At 56.4% G+C, this 17,755-nt stretch carries 13 protein-coding genes; 4 read left to right on the plus strand and 9 right to left on the minus strand.

What is annotated here, in order from left to right; genetic code table 11:
- Positions 1 to 64 precede the first annotated feature (64 nt).
- The 3 genes from ARC85_RS07685 to yihG all read left to right on the plus strand — a co-directional run bounded on the left by ARC85_RS07685 (position 65) and on the right by yihG (position 4,229).
- Positions 65 to 2,296: a hypothetical protein gene (locus ARC85_RS07685; protein WP_286714683.1), complete on the plus strand. Its 2,232-nt coding sequence runs from the start codon at positions 65 to 67 to the stop codon at positions 2,294 to 2,296.
- A 69-nt stretch (positions 2,297 to 2,365) separates the two neighbouring features.
- Entirely contained in the window at positions 2,366 to 3,298 is a 933-nt protein-coding gene (locus ARC85_RS07690) for a glucosaminidase domain-containing protein (protein WP_153741133.1), read from the plus strand.
- Positions 3,299 to 3,329: 31 nt separating this feature from the next.
- Entirely contained in the window at positions 3,330 to 4,229 is a 900-nt protein-coding gene (yihG, locus tag ARC85_RS07695; RefSeq protein WP_153741134.1) for a 1-acylglycerol-3-phosphate O-acyltransferase, YihG family, read from the plus strand.
- 26 nt (positions 4,230 to 4,255) lie between these two features.
- Here yihG and ARC85_RS07700 read toward each other — a convergent pair whose 3' ends face one another.
- The 5 genes from ARC85_RS07700 to zapE form a co-directional block, all read right to left on the minus strand.
- Positions 4,256 to 6,931, minus strand: coding sequence for a LuxR C-terminal-related transcriptional regulator (locus ARC85_RS07700; RefSeq protein WP_286714684.1), 2,676 nt, complete (start codon positions 6,929 to 6,931; stop codon positions 4,256 to 4,258).
- A 270-nt stretch (positions 6,932 to 7,201) separates the two neighbouring features.
- Entirely contained in the window at positions 7,202 to 8,563 is a 1,362-nt protein-coding gene (locus ARC85_RS07705; RefSeq protein ID WP_153741136.1) for a DUF1329 domain-containing protein, read from the minus strand.
- A 33-nt stretch (positions 8,564 to 8,596) separates the two neighbouring features.
- Positions 8,597 to 10,465, minus strand: a complete 1,869-nt coding sequence (locus ARC85_RS07710) for a DUF1302 domain-containing protein (protein WP_286714685.1) — start codon at positions 10,463 to 10,465, stop codon at positions 8,597 to 8,599.
- A 218-nt stretch (positions 10,466 to 10,683) separates the two neighbouring features.
- On the minus strand, positions 10,684 to 11,868 hold the full coding sequence (locus ARC85_RS07715; RefSeq protein ID WP_286714686.1) for a thiolase family protein: 1,185 nt from the start codon (positions 11,866 to 11,868) through the stop codon (positions 10,684 to 10,686).
- A 35-nt stretch (positions 11,869 to 11,903) separates the two neighbouring features.
- Positions 11,904 to 13,001 carry a cell division protein ZapE gene (gene zapE / locus ARC85_RS07720; protein WP_031210185.1) on the minus strand — a complete coding sequence of 366 codons (1,098 nt, stop codon included), beginning with the start codon at positions 12,999 to 13,001 and terminating at the stop codon, positions 11,904 to 11,906.
- Positions 13,002 to 13,237: 236 nt separating this feature from the next.
- Here zapE and ARC85_RS07725 point away from each other — a divergent pair, with 236 nt between their 5' ends.
- Positions 13,238 to 13,675 carry a Z-ring associated ZapG family protein gene (locus ARC85_RS07725; protein ID WP_023011323.1) on the plus strand — a complete coding sequence of 146 codons (438 nt, stop codon included), beginning with the start codon at positions 13,238 to 13,240 and terminating at the stop codon, positions 13,673 to 13,675.
- Positions 13,676 to 13,718: 43 nt separating this feature from the next.
- Here ARC85_RS07725 and ARC85_RS07730 read toward each other — a convergent pair whose 3' ends face one another.
- The 4 genes from ARC85_RS07730 to hisG form a co-directional block, all read right to left on the minus strand.
- Positions 13,719 to 14,462 carry a Nif3-like dinuclear metal center hexameric protein gene (locus tag ARC85_RS07730; RefSeq protein WP_286714687.1) on the minus strand — a complete coding sequence of 248 codons (744 nt, stop codon included), beginning with the start codon at positions 14,460 to 14,462 and terminating at the stop codon, positions 13,719 to 13,721.
- A gap of 238 nt (positions 14,463 to 14,700) precedes the next feature.
- A complete protein-coding gene (gene hisC, locus ARC85_RS07735; protein ID WP_286714688.1) occupies positions 14,701 to 15,762 on the minus strand; it encodes a histidinol-phosphate transaminase in 1,062 nt (353 codons plus the stop codon).
- The gene (gene hisD / locus ARC85_RS07740) at positions 15,755 to 17,059 is read right to left on the minus strand and encodes a histidinol dehydrogenase (RefSeq protein WP_286714689.1); all 1,305 of its coding nucleotides are present in this window, start codon (positions 17,057 to 17,059) and stop codon (positions 15,755 to 15,757) included. The genes hisC and hisD overlap by 8 nt, the downstream gene beginning before the upstream one ends.
- Positions 17,060 to 17,085: 26 nt before the next feature.
- A complete protein-coding gene (gene hisG / locus ARC85_RS07745) occupies positions 17,086 to 17,730 on the minus strand; it encodes an ATP phosphoribosyltransferase (RefSeq protein WP_011786147.1) in 645 nt (214 codons plus the stop codon).
- Between the last annotated feature and the right edge of the window lie 25 nt (positions 17,731 to 17,755).

Raw genomic sequence — 17,755 nt, forward strand, 5'->3', positions numbered from 1 at the left:
TCACGCCCTGCCCTACCGATTGCTGCTAGTCTGTCCGGACACTTGCAAACCGGACTGCGCTTTCATGAGACTGACAATCCCTTCCATCCTGGCTACTTCCCTGTTGCTTTCCGCCTGTGGGGGCGGAGATAGCGCGATTGACGGCGCCAAAGACATTCCCAACCGGTTTGGCAACACTCAGAACGCGCTGGATGATTTCAGTTCCGGCAGTACCGGGGATTCCAGCAACGCCCGGGGCCTGGAGCCAAACCAGGTACGGGTTACCATGGAACTACCCGTTAATCTGGCACCTGAGGGTGAGCAAACACGGCGTAACCTTCGCATTGTGATTCCCGACCAGGTCCGTGTGTACCGCACCAACACCAGCGCACAAAAATTTGATGATGTGCGCTACTCCACTGAAAAGGGGACGGACGGCCACTTTATTCTGACCTTTGACAATGGCGTTCCCGTTGGTCCGGATGTGATCATTGAAGCACGTTACGGCACGGCCACCATGACAGCCCTGGCAGCAGATGCCGACCGGGATGTAAAGGTGAACCCCTTTTCCCATTATCTGGTTTCTGAGGTCCTCTGGAGCCGCTATTCCACCAATGACTTTCAGACCGTGTTGGCCTGTGTGGATAACGCCTCCTGCCTGAACAAGTATGTATGGGGAACTCTGGCCGACCAGGTACACGATTTTGAGATTGATATTCCGGAGAACGCTAACGTTACCCAAGCGACCTCTACCCTGGCTGACAGGGCTGATTTTGCCAGCTATGTAGCAGATATGGCGGACTACGCGCTGCTCGGGCAGGCATTCTCAGACCGCATTTCCGCCAGTGCAGCGGATTACAATTCCGTGTTTCTGGGCCTGGAGTTGGGCCAGACCTTTCGCGAATCCAATGTAGCGGGAGCCGGCCAGTGGGGCGTACGCATGGCTCAGGTAGAACGGCTGACCGAGGACAACCGCGCCTTTTTGTATCCCGCACTGACGCTCACGTCGTTCGATGCCTTCAACCTGAATATCACGTCTCTGGCCACGGACATACCTTACGATCGCCAAACGCAGATTCACGGTTTTTTCGAGCGGAATAATTCCGGCATTCCAGAGCAGCTCTTTTTCGAGCGCGGGACCGAAACCTGGGAACGAAACAGCCATTCCAGCGCCCCGGGCGCTGCCACACTGACCACCGAAACACCGGCTCGCTTGCTGGCGGGAAGAGCCCTGTACCAAACCATCACCAAACGAAACAGCAGCCTGATCAATGGCTGGACCAGAAACCCGTACTATCTGGATGCCTTTACTTCCGAACCGGTGAGTGACCAGAGCGGGCCAGACCGGGTACTGACGAACTATTTCACCGGCGGCAAAGCGATCGCGCTCGAAGATGATAACGGCAAGCTCAAACGCCGGAACACTCTCGAAAACCACTACCTGAGCGTATTCGAGCTACACCTCCAACGTGCGGAGGAATTCAAGGTCTCCGATATGGCCGGACAGGCCTATAACGTGGCTTACCTCGCCACCCGCTTCGCCGATGGGGCGCCTGCAACATTCGAAACCGGGCATGGTCAATGGGCATTCGGCTCAGCGAACGATCAGACTCTGAACGGCACCGCCAATGTGGACCAGTTCACCCTGGGCCGCGACGCCTCCGGTGGCGTAGCCACACCCGATACCAGCAACGACACCTGGAATCTGATTAACCGGCGTTCCCGCCTGAGCTCGGGCGATATTTACATGGGGCGGCTGGGGTTGTTCCGCAACGAGATCGATGAACGAACCAACTTCAACGACCCCAACTTCGGCAATCCCGATATGGGCCTGGGTGCGGCGACCCCGAACCAGGAATTGATGGCATTCAACCTCAACGATGGCACGCTGGGTAGTGGCCTCCTGGTGGCAGGAAAAACACTCACAAACGGCGCACTGACAGAAGGCGCCTATCGGTTACAGGGCGCGATCGTTGGCGTGACCCAGGAGGAAAACCGGCTCTACCACGTGAATAACGCGCGGTTGACCCTGGCGAATAGTTCTGCCAGCTTCGAAGGCGTAACCATGATGGTTAACCACCTTATCGAAGACAACGAGGTGGAGGCCCCTGAAGAACTGCCAATGCAGTTTAATGGCAGCTTCACAACAACATCGGAAGGGGGTATTTCGATTACCGGCGCCGGAGAATACGAGATGCACGGCTTCTATACCGGGGCCGGCAACCAGATCTTTTTGGTGATCAGTGACAGCACCGGCCCCGAAATGAAAACCGGTTTATTACTCGCAACGCTTATTGAGGAATCCCCTGAGCCCTAAAACCTGAACGGCGGACAGCCCCGTATAACCTGTTATAATTCCAGCCATATCGATTGTAACGAGGGGTTTATGACTGCAGTTAACCGGGCGCTGATGCTGTTCGTACCGTTGTTTGCGTTTGCTGTTGCGGGTGCCATCTACACGCCAACCGCCAGTCAGAATACCCTGCCGGGAGAAGGGGAAGGCGAGGTTACCCTGTCTTCCCTGCCTCCACTTCCAAAATGGGCGAATGAGGGCCTCCCGGACTTCTCGATTTACCAGGATACCACCGAAAAGAAAGTCGCGTTCTTCTCTTACCTCTACCCCAGAATTGTTCTCGCCAATTCCCGTATTCTGCTTGAGCGTGAATATCTGGCTTCGCTTGAAGAAAAGGCGGCACTGACCAAAGATGAGCTCGCATGGTTGACGAGCCAGGGAGATCGACTGCGTATTGAGGCGGAGGCCGGAAGTGACCAGCAGTTTGCCCTGCTGAGGAAACGCCTGGATGTCATCCCCCCTTCACTGATCCTGGCTCAGGCTGCAAACGAGTCCGCCTGGGGCACCTCCCGGTTCGCGACCGAAGGCAACAATCTCTTTGGCCAATGGTGCTTCTCCCGGGGCTGTGGGTTGGTCCCGCTAAGCCGCATCGAGGGCGCCAACCACGAAGTGGCAAAGTTCCCGTCGCCTTATTACTCTGTGCGCTCCTACATTCAGAACCTGAACCGTCATCCCACTTACCAAACAGTTCGCGACATTCGGCTCGCTGATCGCAAAGCCCGGAAACCCCTGTCTGGGTGGGAGCTTGCAGAGGGCCTGCTGGGCTATTCCGAACGCGGTGAAGAGTACATAAAAGAGATTCGCGCCATGATCCGTTACAACAACCTGGGGTTCTACGACAAGGAGTTCAGAACCCTGCTGGGTGACCGAACCCCTGCGCAGTTTGAACGGCTGGCATCCGCCATACCGGACACAACCCTCCTGCCCGGTGGAACCGGTGGCCAAGTAAGCCCGTTTGAAGGCTAATCCCTGAACCTGACAGATTCGAGATTCTCCGATGCTTGATTTCTTGCCCGCGCCGCTAAAAGGCATCCTTGCGGTGCTGTTGATACTGACCAACACCCTGTTGTTCCTTCCGCTACTGTTGCTGGTAGCACTGGCCAAACTCATTGTTCCAGTCCTTCCGTTTCGTAAGGCGTGCACTATCGTGCTGAATGCCATTGCCTGGTACTGGATCGGCTTCAACAACACCCTGATGAACCTACTCCACCGGGTGGAATGGGAGGTCCGTGGTGCGGAAGAACTCAGCAAGGAGCACTGGTATTTTGTCACCTGCAACCATCAGAGCTGGGCTGACATTCCCGCTATTCAGTATGTACTGAACAGCAAAATCCCGCTGCTGAAGTTCTTCCTGAAAAAGCAGCTGATCTGGGTGCCTTTATTAGGGGTGGCCTGGTGGGCTCTGGATTTCCCGTTTATGCACAGACATACCAAGGAACAGATCGCCAAACGCCCGGAACTGAAAGGCAAGGACATTGAAGCGACAAAGGCCGCCTGTGAAAAATTCCGGTACACACCAGTGACCATTTTCAATTTTATGGAAGGCACCCGTTTCACCCCGGAAAAACATCAGCGCCAGAATTCACCCTACAAGCATCTGCTGAAACCCAGAGCGGGCGGTACGGCCTTTGTGTTTGGCGCCATGGGCGAGATGATTCATACCATGCTGGATGTCACTATCGTGTATCCCGGTGGTCGACCCGGCATCTGGGACTACCTGTGCGGACGGGTGCACAAGATCGTGATCGATATTCGCACCCGCGAAGTGCCGGAGCGTTTTCTTGGAATGGATTACGAAAACAACCGGGAGGTCAGGGTCGACTTCCAGCGATGGGTAAGTGAGATCTGGGCGGAGAAAGACCAGCGAATTGAAACACTGTTGGCCGAAAACAGCTAACGAATAATCCCTGCGGGGCTGCGGTATTACAGCAGCCCCAGCTCCCGGGCCCGGACAATTGCCTGTGTCCGTGATTTAACATCCAGCTTGGCGTTTATCCTTCTGGCGTGGGTTTTCACGGTATGCAGCGAAATGTGCAATTTGTCGGCGATTTCCTGGTTTGATAGCCCCTGGGCGATCAATTCCAGAACGCCCTGCTCTCGATCACTGATAGGCTCGGCCAGGGGGTCTGCCGCCGGTGCCACGGGCTCACAACCAAACAGCCGCCCAAGCGCTGCGGTGAAGTCCCCGTTATCAAGATGGCGATAACATTTGTCCATCAACGGGCCAAGCTCTTTCATAAGCTCTGCAAAGGGGCTTATAAAATGCTCCCGGCTCGCCTGGGCAACGACGCTCTCCAGCCTCTTCCGGGCGGCAGGAAGGCCTTTCTCGGCTTCCAGCAGAACAGCATCCAGCAAACCCGCATGCAGCTGCAGCCCCCAGGGCATGCCGCCCTCGTATTTCTCTGAGACAGCATCCAGATGTTCCCGGGCTCTCACCAGGTCGCCATTGGCCATATCAGCCCGCACCTGCAAGCAATCCAGCAGGCCTGGCATCATCGGGAAAAGCTCTGGAACACATCCACCTTTACGGTAAGGTTCCAGTTTGGCGATCGCCTGCGTCGCACTGTCGTGTTGGCCTTGAGCCAGCCAACAGCTGGCCTTCAACGCTTCCAGAACCGGTACGTACAGGCTCTCATCCACCTGCCAGGTATGCATGGTGCGCTCTGCCCGGCCCACCCAGACGAAGGCATCATCCATCCGGCCCTGAGCGCGACACATCAGTACCCTCAACGCCATGGCGAGCAGCAACCCGAGATCACGGGTCTGTTCGGCATGACGGGCACAGTTGACCAATAGTCGATCGGCTTCCGTCAGACGCCCCTGATGCCAGAGCACCAGAACCAGATTCAGCTGCAGGCGGGTTTCCCCGATTCGTGCCGGCCGGCTAAGCTCCTGCATGGCCGTATCCAGCCCGGTTCGCAACAGTTGCTCCGCGTGGCGCAGTGCCCCTTTGCCCAGTTCAATGCGGGCATGGGCGTATACCGCCAGGGCCTCGGACCCCGAATCGCCAGCTTCGCGGGCCAGCTTGGAAGCAACACGATTGGCATCCCGAGCCTCCTGAAAAGACCCGGCCGCACAAAGCGCGCTCGAACGAACAATTTGAGTCACCAACTGCGCCTGGGTCGACATACTACCCATCGCCAGCGCCTTGTCAGCCATGGCCAACGCGGGCTGCACAAAGCCCTCACCGCGCAATATAAACGCCTTCAAAGCGTAGATGCGGCCCTCATGCTCGTTCCGGTCCCGGTCATTGAAGCCTTCAAGAAGCTGCTTTGCCTGCTGGAACTGACCACCAATGGCATGTACCCAGCCGTAAACAATACGCAGCCGGGCGCTTCGCTCCAGCAATTCTGCAGGCAGGTTTTTTCTCAAGCTCAACAAAGAGGCAGTATCCTGGCCCAGTAACAGCGCCTCGGTACTCTCGGAGGCAATGCGCACGACCTCATCGCTATCACCGGCCAGGACCGCATACTTTAATGCTTCCGGGAATTGCTGGCGCTGCTCGAACCATCGGCTGGCCATAAGCATTCGGGTGATGTAGCCCCCCATCACCGGGGTTTGCAGCCAGGCCTGTAGCAATGGGTTCAGGCGATACCACCGGCCCCGGCCAGGGACCGGCTTCAAGGGCAGACCACGATCAGCAGCCTCAGACGGTGGCATCCCCGACTCTGACACGGAAGGCTCGATAGCGAAAAACAACTCATCCGAACAGCTGTCCAGCTCGGCAATCGCCCTCATTGATTTCAACTGAGCGGACCCCAGCTGGGCCGCAATACAGTCTTTCAGGAAACGCTCTACCGAAGGGGTTTCGTGCAGGGCCCGACGCTCCCCGCCCTGTTTCAGCTCCCGCCGATACAGTGCCAGTGGCGTTGGCCAACCTTCAGTCAGCCCGAATAAATGATCAATCGCGACGCTCGTAATCAGGCTGTCGGAGCGCGCTTTCGCAAAAAACTCAAAGGTTTCAGACCGTGAAAACTCCAGAATATCGGGACCCAGCCTGGTGTAGTTGCCATTCAATTCCAGTGTGTGACTCTCAAAGGGCACCGGAAGCCGAGAAGCCATAGCAACTGAAAGACCCGAAGGCAGGTGGGTAACCAACTGGTGCAATAAGCCGCTGACCGCCGGGTTGGTAAGATGATGGACATTATCCAGAACCAGTACTTCTCTGACCTCGCGGGCCTGCCGATCCCGATTGACCAGAAGCATCGTCAAATGGTCTTCAAAGGTTCCACCATTCGGCGGCAGTACCTCTGCCAATCCCAATGCCATCGCAAGTATGGAAAGAAAACGGGAGGGAGCGTTGTCCCCGGCGTTCAGGGAGATCCAGCGAACATTCACGTCCGGTGCACTGGCCAGCGCACTGACCAGGGCGTGAGTCTTGCCGTAACCTCCGGGTGCTTCTAGCTGTAGCAGTCTACCGGCTTGCAAGGCCTGGCATATCATTCGATCCAGATTCGGCCTCGCCAGGGTATCGTCTGGTACAGATGGCACCCTCAGCCGGTGCTCCATAAGATCCCGCACCAGCTCACCGCTCTGTAGACTGGAGTTCGCGGTCTGGAACTCGTCGTTGGCTGCACAGCCTTCTTTAAAGGATTTCACGCACTGCCCCGTTTGAAACCGGCCGGACGAACGCCCAAACCGGAAAATAAGAGTCTTGCTTAGGCCGAAAACGGCATGGCGTCCTGCATGGGGTACGCCTTTAGTATGAGTCTTGAGGGAGAGGTTAAACCAAAGCAGGTGCTTGCTGCAAAAAATTGACGGGGAAAAAAGAGGTTAGAGGCGATTTTTTAACGCGGAGACACTTACCAACGGCCAAAAAAAAGCGAGCCGTAAAGGCTCGCTTTTCCTGACAGCGGTGAAACGCTGTTATTAACGGGTTCCAGCGCGACGCAGAGCCGCCGGCGTGTAATCCCGCGACTGACGCTCGACACCGAAGGTGTACGGCTGGTTCTCTTCGTTCGTCAGGCCAAGAGCCAGGTAACGACCGGAGAGCAGATCGTACAGTACTTCGATCGCGTACCAGGGCACGTTCTGATCGTAGAACTGCATTCCGTGGGCTTCAGCGACACGCCAGAGCTCGCCACGGCCATCGTAGTGATCGATAACCGCTGCCTGCCAGGAGTCCTCATCAATGTAGAAGTCACGCTGGGCGTATACATGCCGCTCACCGTCCTTCAGGGTTGCACGCACGTGCCACACACGGTGCAGCTCGTAACGGGTCAGATCCTGATTGATGTGTCCGGCTTTGATGATTTCATCGTAGCTCAGGCCGCGATCCACCAGCTTGTAGGAGTTGTACGGAATGTACATTTCCTTCTTGCCCAGCAGTTCCCAGTTGTAGCGATCGGGAGCGCCGTTGTACATGTCGAAGTTGTCAGAGGTACGCATGCTATCAGACGCAGTACCCGGACCATCGTAGGCAACCTGCGGAGCACGACGAACCCGACGCTGACCGGCGTTGTAGATCCACGCCCGGCGCGGTTCTTTCACCTGATCAATCGTTTCATGTACCAGCAGTACGTTACCCGCCAGACGCGCTGGCGCAGTAATAGCCTGCTTGAAGTAGAACAGAACGTTGTCGTCTTCACCTGGCTGATAATCGTTCAGGTAAGTACGCCATGTCAGTTCGTCCTGGAACTTGACCACTGAGTAGTCGCCACCAGCTGTAGGAGTGACCTGGCCAACGTTCCGCTGCACCGAACCACCGCGATACCGGGTAATGTGGTTCCAGATAGCTTCGAGGCCGTTCTGGGGAATCGGGAACGGCGTTGCACTCTCGTAATTGCCCAGCCCGTTACCGTCCTGAATCAACTCCACTTTGGTGGCGTTCTCAACGGTCTCATCCATCACTTCTTTCGGGTAAGCCGCCGTACGATGGGTCGGATAGACCGGAATCTTGTAATCGGCGTACTGGCGAATCATCGCCACCTGGCCCGGAGACAGCTTGTCGGCATATTGATCAACATTGCTCTGATCAATGACAAACTCGGGCTGCTCATTCGGGAACGGATTTACATAGATACCGTCGCCCTTGTAGCCCGCCGGCGGAGTTGTTAACCCGCCGGTCCATGCCGGGATGGCACCGCCATTACCAGACTTCTCTGCACCCATCGGGGTCAGAGTATCGCCCAGCTTGGCCGCTTCTTCTGCAGAAACCGCGCCCCAGGCCTGACCGGTAAAGAGACTTGCAGCCAGTACACCTGTGGCCAGTAGTTTCTTGTTTAATTTCATCTAAATTACCTCGTTGAACGAATTCGGTCCGGTTCAGAATGAGTAGGAAACGCTCGCACTCACGAAATCACGGTCGGTCAACTCGTTATACGGTTTGCCACCGAAAAAGTTTGTGTAGCCGATGTTGCCTGTGATCTTGTTCTGATAAACCGCCTGAACGGACAGACCAAGCGCCTTGCTTCCTTCGTTGAAGGCACCACCCGGCTGCGGGGAATAACCTTCTACGTCGTGGCTCCAGGCCAGCTGCGGCAACAGGTTTACACCTGCAAACACGTTCGGGTAGTCCCATACCAGACGGGTACGGTAACCCCAGGAGAAATCAGTGGTGAAGCCGTCGTTTTCACAGTAGTCAGTATTCAGGTTAAGCGGCGCGCCACCTATAACTGGCTGAGAACAGGCATCACCCTGAGAGGTCGGCACTGGACCAACGCCGAAGGTGCCGGAGCGCCCATAACGTGCCTCGTCGTAGCCCGGCAGATCGTGTACCCAGGTCATACCCACTTCATTGATCAGGGACAGACGGCTGGCTCCCATAACCTGATCGAAGAACTTGATCAGCGTGAACTGGAATTGGGAGACATTGTAACGGTCATAGCCAGAAGCCCTCAGACCGTTGATATCGAAGTCCGCTCCAAGTTCTTTTTGCCGCTGTTGTTGCAAGAGGCTAACAGGCGTCGAATTTGGATCATTAGGGTTGGTTGGCAGTTGCAGACCAGCATAGATCAGCTCAAAAGCGTTCCACTGAAGGGGCACATCCTCACGGAAGCTGTACTCTGCGCCCAGCGACCAGCCGCCGGGCGTGGTGGTATTGATACTGATACCGTAGAGATCGATGTTCTCCGGGTATTCCATAAAGTATTCGGGGAAGTACCCCGGACCACGGGCAGGGCCATCATTAAGCACACCGCTAACATACGGCAAGCGACTGTTGTACTTGATGTAATAGAAGCCCAGTTCTGAATCATTCAGCTCAGGCACATACCAACGAACAGCAACACCGAACTGATCCTTCGAATCCGCCTCTACATCAGCAAGGCGATTAATGGCATAGCCGCCAAGGCCCAATGAGTCGGCCGCATCAAGTATCTGACTCTGAGCCTCGCTCACGTCACCCGCTGGCCAGATAGGGCCACAGCCATCGGCGACAAAATCAATGGTAGAGAAGAAGGTTCCGCAATCGTCCGGCCGCACCGGCTCCCATTTGGCCTGAACGAAGGCTTCAATGGAGACGTTTTCAGTCACACCGGCAGACATGTAGAACATCTCAACCGGCAGCAGCGCATCCTTCAGCTCAGAGCCTGGAGCACGGAACGCCTGAACGTCTACCGGGTTGATGGTGTTGATACCACCCTGAATAAAGGTACTTTCACCCCAGCTCACCACCTGCTTACCATAGCGCAGGCTCACGGGGATGTTGCCGAAGTACCAGTCAGAAAACACGTAGGCATCGAGGATTTCGCCGCCTGAGGCGTTATCCTTCGCTTTCTCGTTGAGCTCTACGTAACGGCGATTCTCGTCTTTGAGTTCGAAGTCATACCAGTAACGGCCACGAACAAAACCACCTACGCGGGTCAGATATTGGCTGTCCACGGCGTAATCCAGGAACAGCTCACTGTTGCCCTTGACGATCTTCGAGATGGTATCGCCTTTATCGAAGTTGCGGTTACCGTCGTCATAGTTGTTGGTGGAAGCAGTACCCCGACCATCGTGCGGAGCCAGAAGACGCTTGTCGGCGTCCTCTACTCGCCAGGAAGCACCTGCAGATAGCGTGGTATTGAACTGAGCCTCAACATCACCCATGTAGAACGAGTATGCTGCTGCCTGGCCGGACACACCGGCGGCTATGGCTACGGCAAGTGGTAACTTGGTCCAACGCTGCCACGGTTGAGTTTTTCTTGTCATTGGAAGGCTACTCCGTTGTTGTTCTGAGTCGCTGCTCGATTGTTCTGGTGTTAGGTGTCCTGACGGCTGTAAACACAGTGCCGTGATGATTGCACTATAGCTAAGCCTTTCGGGGGCTTTGATCAGTCAAAAGTATGATTTTGCTGTCACTCTCTGTTCAGCCGGGGCTCGCACTCCCTCACTATAGACAAGATTCAGGAGTGCAACCACCTGTCGTCTTACAGCATTTCGATTGCCATTGCGGTGGCTTCACCACCGCCGATGCAGAGCGCGGCGACACCCTTGTTTTTGCCATAGCGCTTGAGGGCATGCATCAGGGTAACCAGAAGACGGGAACCGGTAGACCCAACCGGATGCCCCTGGGCACAGGCGCCACCGTGAATATTGACTTTGTCCGGATCCAGGCCCAGCTCTTTGATAGGCATCATGGCCACCATGGCGAAGGCTTCGTTGATCTCGTAAAGGTCAACATCGTCCTTGGTCCAGCCGGTTTTCTGGAAAAGTGTCTGGATCGCGCCCACTGGCGCACAGGTGAACTCGCTGGGATGCTGGGACTGAGTGCTATGGGCAACGATCCGCGCCAGGGGCTTGAGGCCACGTTTTTCGGCTTCGGATTCACGCATCAGCACCAGTGCTGAGGAGCCGTCAGAAATGGAAGACGCGTTTGCCGCAGTCACGGTACCGTCTTTGGCAAACGCCGGGCGCAGTGTCGGAATCTTCTCAATGTTGGCGTTGTGGGGCTGCTCATCATCCTCTACTACCACCTCTCCCTTACGGGTCTTGACGGTAACGGGGATGATCTCTTCTTTGAGCAGGCCTTCTTCAATCGCTTTCTTGGCACGATTCAGGGAGGAAATCGCGTAGTCGTCCATTTCTTCCCGGGTATAGCCTTTCTTGTCCGCCATTTCCTGGGCGAAAGATCCCATCAAACGGCCAGTCTCGGCGTCTTCGAGGCCATCCAGGAACATATGGTCCTGGGGCGCCTGCCCAGGCCCCATGCGGTAGCCCTGGCGGGCGCCCAGCAAAATGTGAGGCGCGTTGGACATACTCTCCATGCCACCGGCTACCATGATGTCGTTTGAGCCGGCTTTGATCAGGTCATGGGCGAACATGGTCGCTTTCATGCCGGAGCCACAAAGTTTGTTAATGGTGGTGGCGCCAGTACTGTCTGGCAGTCCCGCCTTGCGCATGGCCTGGCGAGCGGGCCCCTGTTTCAGGCCAGCCGGCAGCACATTACCCATAATGACTTCCTGAATATCGGCAGGCTGCAGGCCGGCGCGCTTCACCGCCTCAGCGATGGCAATTGCGCCCAGTTCCGGCGCGGAAACCGGGGCAAGACTACCCATAAAACCACCCATGGGGGTGCGAACACCGCTCACGATGACAACGTTGTCCTGACTCATGCTGTGACCTCTCTGTTGGTTCTTTATGATTCTGGTTATGGTTTGTGGGGCGCTTCAAGATACTCCTGGGATTGCATTTCCAGCAATCGGGATTCCGTGCGCTCGAATTCAAAGCTCAGACGCCCGCCCGAATAGAGCTCGGTGATGGGCGCCGCAGCGGAGATAATGACCTTGACGTTGCGGTCGTAGAACTCATCGATCATGTTGATAAAACGGCGCGCCTGGTCGTCCTTGTCGCCACCAAGCACCGGTACATTGCTGACGATAATGGCGTGGAACTGGCGCGCCATTTCGATGTAATCGTTCTGGCTCCGGGGGCCGTCACACACGTCTTTGAAGTCAAACCAGACCACATCGTCTGCGTGGGCCTGGGCCGGAATCTTGCGACCGTTGATTTCCATGGTTTTACTGTGCTTCGCCGCTTCGACGGCCAGGGCGTCGAAACTGTTCCGCAAGCTGATATCCGCCTCATCATCCAGCGGACAGTGATAAAGCTCTGCCTGCTCCAGGGTACGCAGGCGATAGTCCACGCCGCCATCCACATTCACCACATCGGTGTACTTCTTTACCAGCTCGATGGCTGGCAGGAACCGCGCGCGCTGGAGGCCATCTTTATAGAGGCCATCGGGGACGATATTGGACGTACACACCAAGGTAACACCACGACCAAAAAGCCCATCCATCAGCGTGGCAAGGATCATGGCATCGCCAATGTCGGAAACAAAGAACTCGTCGAAACAGATGACACGGGTCTCGTCCGCAAACTTTTTAGCCACCATCTCAAGGGGGTTTTTCTCCCCTTTCAAAGCTTTCAATTCGTTGTGAACGCGCTGCATAAAACGGTGGAAGTGCACCCGCATCTTGCGCTCGAATGGCAGCGACTCAAAAAAGGTGTCCATCAGATAGGTTTTACCCCGGCCAACGCCGCCCCAGAAATACAGACCTTTAACCGGCTCTTCCCGGCCCTTCTTGAGTTTGCGGCGCAGTTTGGCCAACCCTTTGTTGCGCTCGTTTTCAGCAGCCACCAATTTATCGTACAGTGCCTGCAAGCGTTGAACTGCATCTACCTGGGCGGGGTCCTTGTGAAAATCCGGGCGTTCAAGATCCTTTTGGTAACGCTCCCAAGGGGTCAGGTTCGCAACGGTATCGGAGGACGTGGCTGCAGTCATCAGGCTTCCTGAATAGTTGAGTCGAGTGAAAAATCGGCGCGGTATTGTCGCCTATTTCGCGTTTTTTCGCCACGCCGGGCGGCTCTCGGGGCAATACGACGATTGGCTCAGTGTTTCAGCATGGGCTCAATCGGTTTGGGGCGTTATACTCCGTTTACGGGGATTGGCTCACTTCCAGGCAATATAAGGACGATTTTCATATGACAAACCTGATTCTGGCGGCAGTTGCCGCGTTGGTAGTTGGCATTGTCATCGGGATTCTGGTTGGCCGTTCCGGCCAGGGAGCAACGTTGCGGCAGCGCCGGGCGGAGCAGCAGATTGAAGAGCTGCGCAGCGAGTTTACGCGCTATCAGGCCCAGGTGAACGAGCACTTTATGGAATCCGCGCACCTGTTGCGCCGGTTCAACGACGCCTACCGGGATGTGAACCAGCATATGGCTCGCGGCGCCAACCGTCTGTGCAATGACGAAGACTGGATGGAAGAGCTGGACCAGGAATCCAAGGGCAGACTGGAGCATGGCAGTGATGGCGAGCCTTCCGAGCCGCCCAGAGATTATGCACCCAAGGCCGATCCTGAAGCCAAGGGCACGCTGGCCGAAGACTATGGCCTGGACAAGGGCGAGAAGCGCCCGGCCTGATTCGGAATCAGAGGCTGCGCCACGCGCAGCCTGGCAACGATCTTCATACCGGATTATCACAATCGATGAAACGGTGTGTAACACCAAACGCCTCAGCAATCGCCGCCCCTAACGCCTGCACTCCATAACGCTCTGTCGCGTGATGGCCCGCCGCAAAGTAATGAATGCCGCATTCCCGGGCGGTATGCGTTGTCGGCTCCGAGATTTCACCACTGATGTAGGCGTCTACGCCCGCCTCCAAAGCAACGTTGATAAAGCCCTGAGCGGCGCCCGTACACCAGGCGACGGCTTTGATTTTGTCTGCCCCTGCACCAACGTGCAACGGCTGCCTGTGCAGAGCCCGAGCCATCTCTAACTCAAACTTTTCAACTGACAAGGGCTCCGGCAACTCACCCTGCCAGACCAGCCCCCCCAGCGGCCTCGGATTCTGGATTCCGAGCACTTCCGCCAGTTGCCGGTTGTTGCCATACCCTGGATGATCGTCCAGTGGCAGATGGTAGGCGACGAGGTTGATGTCGTTGTCCAGCAACTGCTTGATCCGGTTTTTCTTCATGCCACGAATAGTCTGGTCTTCACCTTTCCAGAAGTAGCCGTGGTGGACAAGGATCATGTCTGCGTTCTGTTCGACTGCTGCGTCGATCAGTGCCTGCGATGCCGTCACTCCCGTCACGATAACGCCTACGCTCTCCTTACCCTCTACTTGCAGCCCATTGGGAGCATAGTCCTGAAAATTATCGGGCTGGAGCCATTCGGCTATTTTAACGAGGATTTCGTTTCTAAGGGCCATGACACCTCTCCTGCTCTATCTGACTCATGATCATCGTAAGCTGGCGTGCACGCAGTTCAGCGGTGATGGGCGGGAGGGGCTTTCCGGAAATTTCGGAGGCCATGGATGGCCGGAGAGAAGCGCACAGGGATGTGCTTGTAGCGGTTTCCGGGAAGCCCCTCCCGCCCGTCACTACCACCGAAGTTCTGCACGCCAGCGGGCTCGATGCTTAGCGAGCCCGCCATTTGGGAGCAAGGCCTTACAGCACACCGAGGCCTTTTATCAGAGCATTGTTCTGATCGCTCGTACCAATCGTGATGCGCAGAAAATCGCTGATTCTTGGCTTATTGAAATGCCGAACAATAATGCCCTGCTCCCGAAGCTTCGCCGCAATCGCAGCGCCTTCATGGCCGGGATGGCGGGCAAAAACAAAGTTTGCCTTGGATGGCAGCACCTCAAAACCAAGCGTTTCCAACTCCCTGGTCACCCGCTCGCGCTCGCGGATCACGCCACTGCAGGAATCCTCGAACCACTGTTTGTCCTCAAACGCTGCCACGGCACCGGCCAGAGCCAGCCGATCCAGCGGGTAGGAATTGAAGCTGTCTTTGACGCGGTTCAGGGCTTCTATCAGCTCCTCGTTGCCCACAGCAAAACCAACTCTCAAGCCGGCCAAGGACCTGGCCTTGGATAGAGTTTGGCAAACCAACAGGTTCGGGTATTGATTTACCAAGCGAATCGCCGTCTCGCCACCGAAATCCACATAGGCTTCATCAACCACTACCACGCTATCCGGGTTGGCCTGCAGGATATCCTCTACGTGCCCAAGTCCGAGGTAGCGTCCCGTCGGCGCATTCGGGTTCGGGAAGATAATGCCGCCGTTGTCACGCTTGTAGTCGTTCGGATCGATCTCGAAGCTGTCAGTCAACGGAATAACCGCACTCTCGATCTGGAACAAGCCGCAATACACCGGGTAAAAGCTATAGCTGATGTCCGGAAACAGGATCGGCTTGTCGTGTTTCAGAAGCCCCTGAAAAATATGCGCCAGCACTTCATCGGAACCGTTGCCAACAAACACCTGTTTGGGGGTGATTCCAAAATCCACGTGATATTCGGCAATGGCATCTTTCAGGGCCTGGCCTTCCGGGTCCGGATACAGGCGCAGGCTGTCATTCAACTCTCTCTGAATGGCTTCAATCACTTTTGGCGATGGGCCGAACGGGTTTTCATTGGTGTTCAGCTTCACCAGATTGGCCATTTTCGGCTGTTCACCCGGCACGTACGGCTTGAGTTCACTGACCAGGTCGCTCCAGTACTTACTCATTGATCCGGTACTCCGCTGAACGTGCGTGTGCTGTCAGCCCTTCGCCACGGGCTAGAACCGACGCTACCCGCCCCATACGGTCGGCACCCTGAGCGGTAAAGCCAATCAGGGAGGAGCGCTTCTGGAAATCGTACACACCCAGAGGTGAACTGAATCGTGCGGTGCCGCTGGTTGGCAATACGTGATTCGGGCCCGCGCAATAGTCACCCAGGGCTTCGGCCGTGTGCCTGCCCATGAAAATCGCACCGGCATGGCGGATGTCGTCGAGCATGGCCTGCGGATCTTCTACTGAGAGCTCCAGGTGCTCGGGGGCAATCCGGTTGCTCACTTCGGCGGCTTCTTTCAGATCTGCCACCTGAATCAGTGCCCCCCTTCCCAGCATGGAGGTGCGGATAATCTCCTCGCGCTCCATGGTCGGCAGTAGCTTGTTGATACTGGCTTCCACCGCATCCAGGAAGTCTGCGTCCGGGCTGACCAGAATGCTCTGGGCCTGCTCATCATGTTCGGCCTGGGAAAACAGGTCCATGGCAATCCAGTCCGGGTCGGTCTTGCCGTCACAGATCACCAGGATCTCGGAAGGGCCGGCAATCATGTCGATACCGACCACCCCGAATACTTCGCGCTTCGCGGTGGCCACAAAAATATTCCCCGGACCCACAATCTTGTCCACCGAAGGAACGGTTTCCGTACCATAGGCCAGCGCAGCCACGGCCTGGGCACCACCGATAGTGAACACCCGGTCTACCCCGGCAATGGCGGCCGCAGCCAGTACCATGTCGTTCACCACACCGTCTGGCGTTGGCACCACCATAATGACCTCAGCCACACCAGCGACTTTGGCCGGAATCGCATTCATCAGTACCGACGAAGGATAGGCCGCCTTGCCACCCGGCACGTACAGACCGGCGCGATCCAGCGGCGTTACCTTCTGGCCCAGCACGGTTCCGTCTTCGTCCTGGTATTGCCAGGATTGCTGATTCTGGCGTTCGTGGTAGTCACGGATGCGTCCCGCCGCTTTTTCCAGACCCTCACGCTGATCCTGGGGAATTCGGTCCAAAGCTGCCTGCAAACGGCTTTTATCCATTTCCAGCTCAGCCATGGAGCCAACGTCCAGGCGATCAAACTTGGCCGTAAACTCCAGCACCGCCGCATCGCCCCGGGTCTTCACCTCGTGCAGGATATGCCGAACCGACTCATTCACCTGATGATCCACACTGTCGTCCCAGGCCAGCAGCTGGGCCAGCGCACTGTCAAAGTCGCTCTGGGTGGTGTTCAGTCTGGTGATTCTGTCGGTCATTTTTCAGATCCTGTCTTGGAGTAACACTACGAATCGCGGCGTCGTTCAACGGCCGCGGACATCTTCTCGATTATGGGGTTTATCTGGCCGTGTTTCATCTTCATGGAGGCCCGGTTAACCACCAGTCGGCTACTGATGTGGTCAATCAGTTCTCTTGGCTCCAGCCCGTTGGCCTTGAGGGTATTGCCGGTATCCACGATATCAACAATCTCATCGGCCAGGTTCAGGATCGGTGCCAGTTCCATGGCTCCGTAGAGCTTGATGATATCGGCCTGCCGGCCCTGAGCCGCATAATAGCGCCGGGCCAGGTTGACGAATTTGGTGGCAACACGAATCCTGCCTGCCGGTGGCTGCTCGCCTTTTTTGCCTGCGGTCATCAACCGGCAACGGGAGATGTTCAGATCAAGCGGTTCGTAGAGGCCGTCGCCACCGTGCTCCATCAGAACATCCTTACCTGTAACGCCCAGATCGGCGCCACCGTATTGAACATAGGTGGGCACATCGGTCGCCCGGATGATCAGAATCCGCACGTTCGGGTCGGTGGTGGGAAACACCAGCTTGCGGGACTTTTTCACGTCGTCGACAAGCTCAATGCCCGCTTCCGCCAGCAGCGGCAAGGTTTCTTCCAGAATGCGACCCTTCGACAAGGCGATGGTGATGGAATCTGTCATGTATCCTTCCGGGTTCCCGTTGGTC

The sequence above is a fragment of the Marinobacter sp. tcs-11 genome (genome assembly GCF_002049515.1).
GTDB lineage: Bacteria > Pseudomonadota > Gammaproteobacteria > Pseudomonadales > Oleiphilaceae > Marinobacter > Marinobacter nauticus.

What these genes read in the sequence shown, in the direction of transcription:
- hisD (WP_286714689.1), bottom strand. Translation starts at nt 17,059, where the DNA reads ATGACCGACAGAATCACCAGACTGAACACCACCCAGAGCGACTTTGAC.
- hisG (WP_011786147.1), bottom strand. Translation starts at nt 17,730, where the DNA reads ATGACAGATTCCATCACCATCGCCTTGTCGAAGGGTCGCATTCTGGAA.
- ARC85_RS07685 (WP_286714683.1), top strand. Translation starts at nt 65, where the DNA reads ATGAGACTGACAATCCCTTCCATCCTGGCTACTTCCCTGTTGCTTTCC.
- yihG (WP_153741134.1), top strand. Translation starts at nt 3,330, where the DNA reads ATGCTTGATTTCTTGCCCGCGCCGCTAAAAGGCATCCTTGCGGTGCTG.
- ARC85_RS07715 (WP_286714686.1), bottom strand. Translation starts at nt 11,868, where the DNA reads ATGAGTCAGGACAACGTTGTCATCGTGAGCGGTGTTCGCACCCCCATG.
- ARC85_RS07730 (WP_286714687.1), bottom strand. Translation starts at nt 14,462, where the DNA reads ATGGCCCTTAGAAACGAAATCCTCGTTAAAATAGCCGAATGGCTCCAG.
- ARC85_RS07710 (WP_286714685.1), bottom strand. Translation starts at nt 10,465, where the DNA reads ATGACAAGAAAAACTCAACCGTGGCAGCGTTGGACCAAGTTACCACTT.
- ARC85_RS07725 (WP_023011323.1), top strand. Translation starts at nt 13,238, where the DNA reads ATGACAAACCTGATTCTGGCGGCAGTTGCCGCGTTGGTAGTTGGCATT.
- ARC85_RS07705 (WP_153741136.1), bottom strand. Translation starts at nt 8,563, where the DNA reads ATGAAATTAAACAAGAAACTACTGGCCACAGGTGTACTGGCTGCAAGT.
- hisC (WP_286714688.1), bottom strand. Translation starts at nt 15,762, where the DNA reads ATGAGTAAGTACTGGAGCGACCTGGTCAGTGAACTCAAGCCGTACGTG.
- ARC85_RS07690 (WP_153741133.1), top strand. Translation starts at nt 2,366, where the DNA reads ATGACTGCAGTTAACCGGGCGCTGATGCTGTTCGTACCGTTGTTTGCG.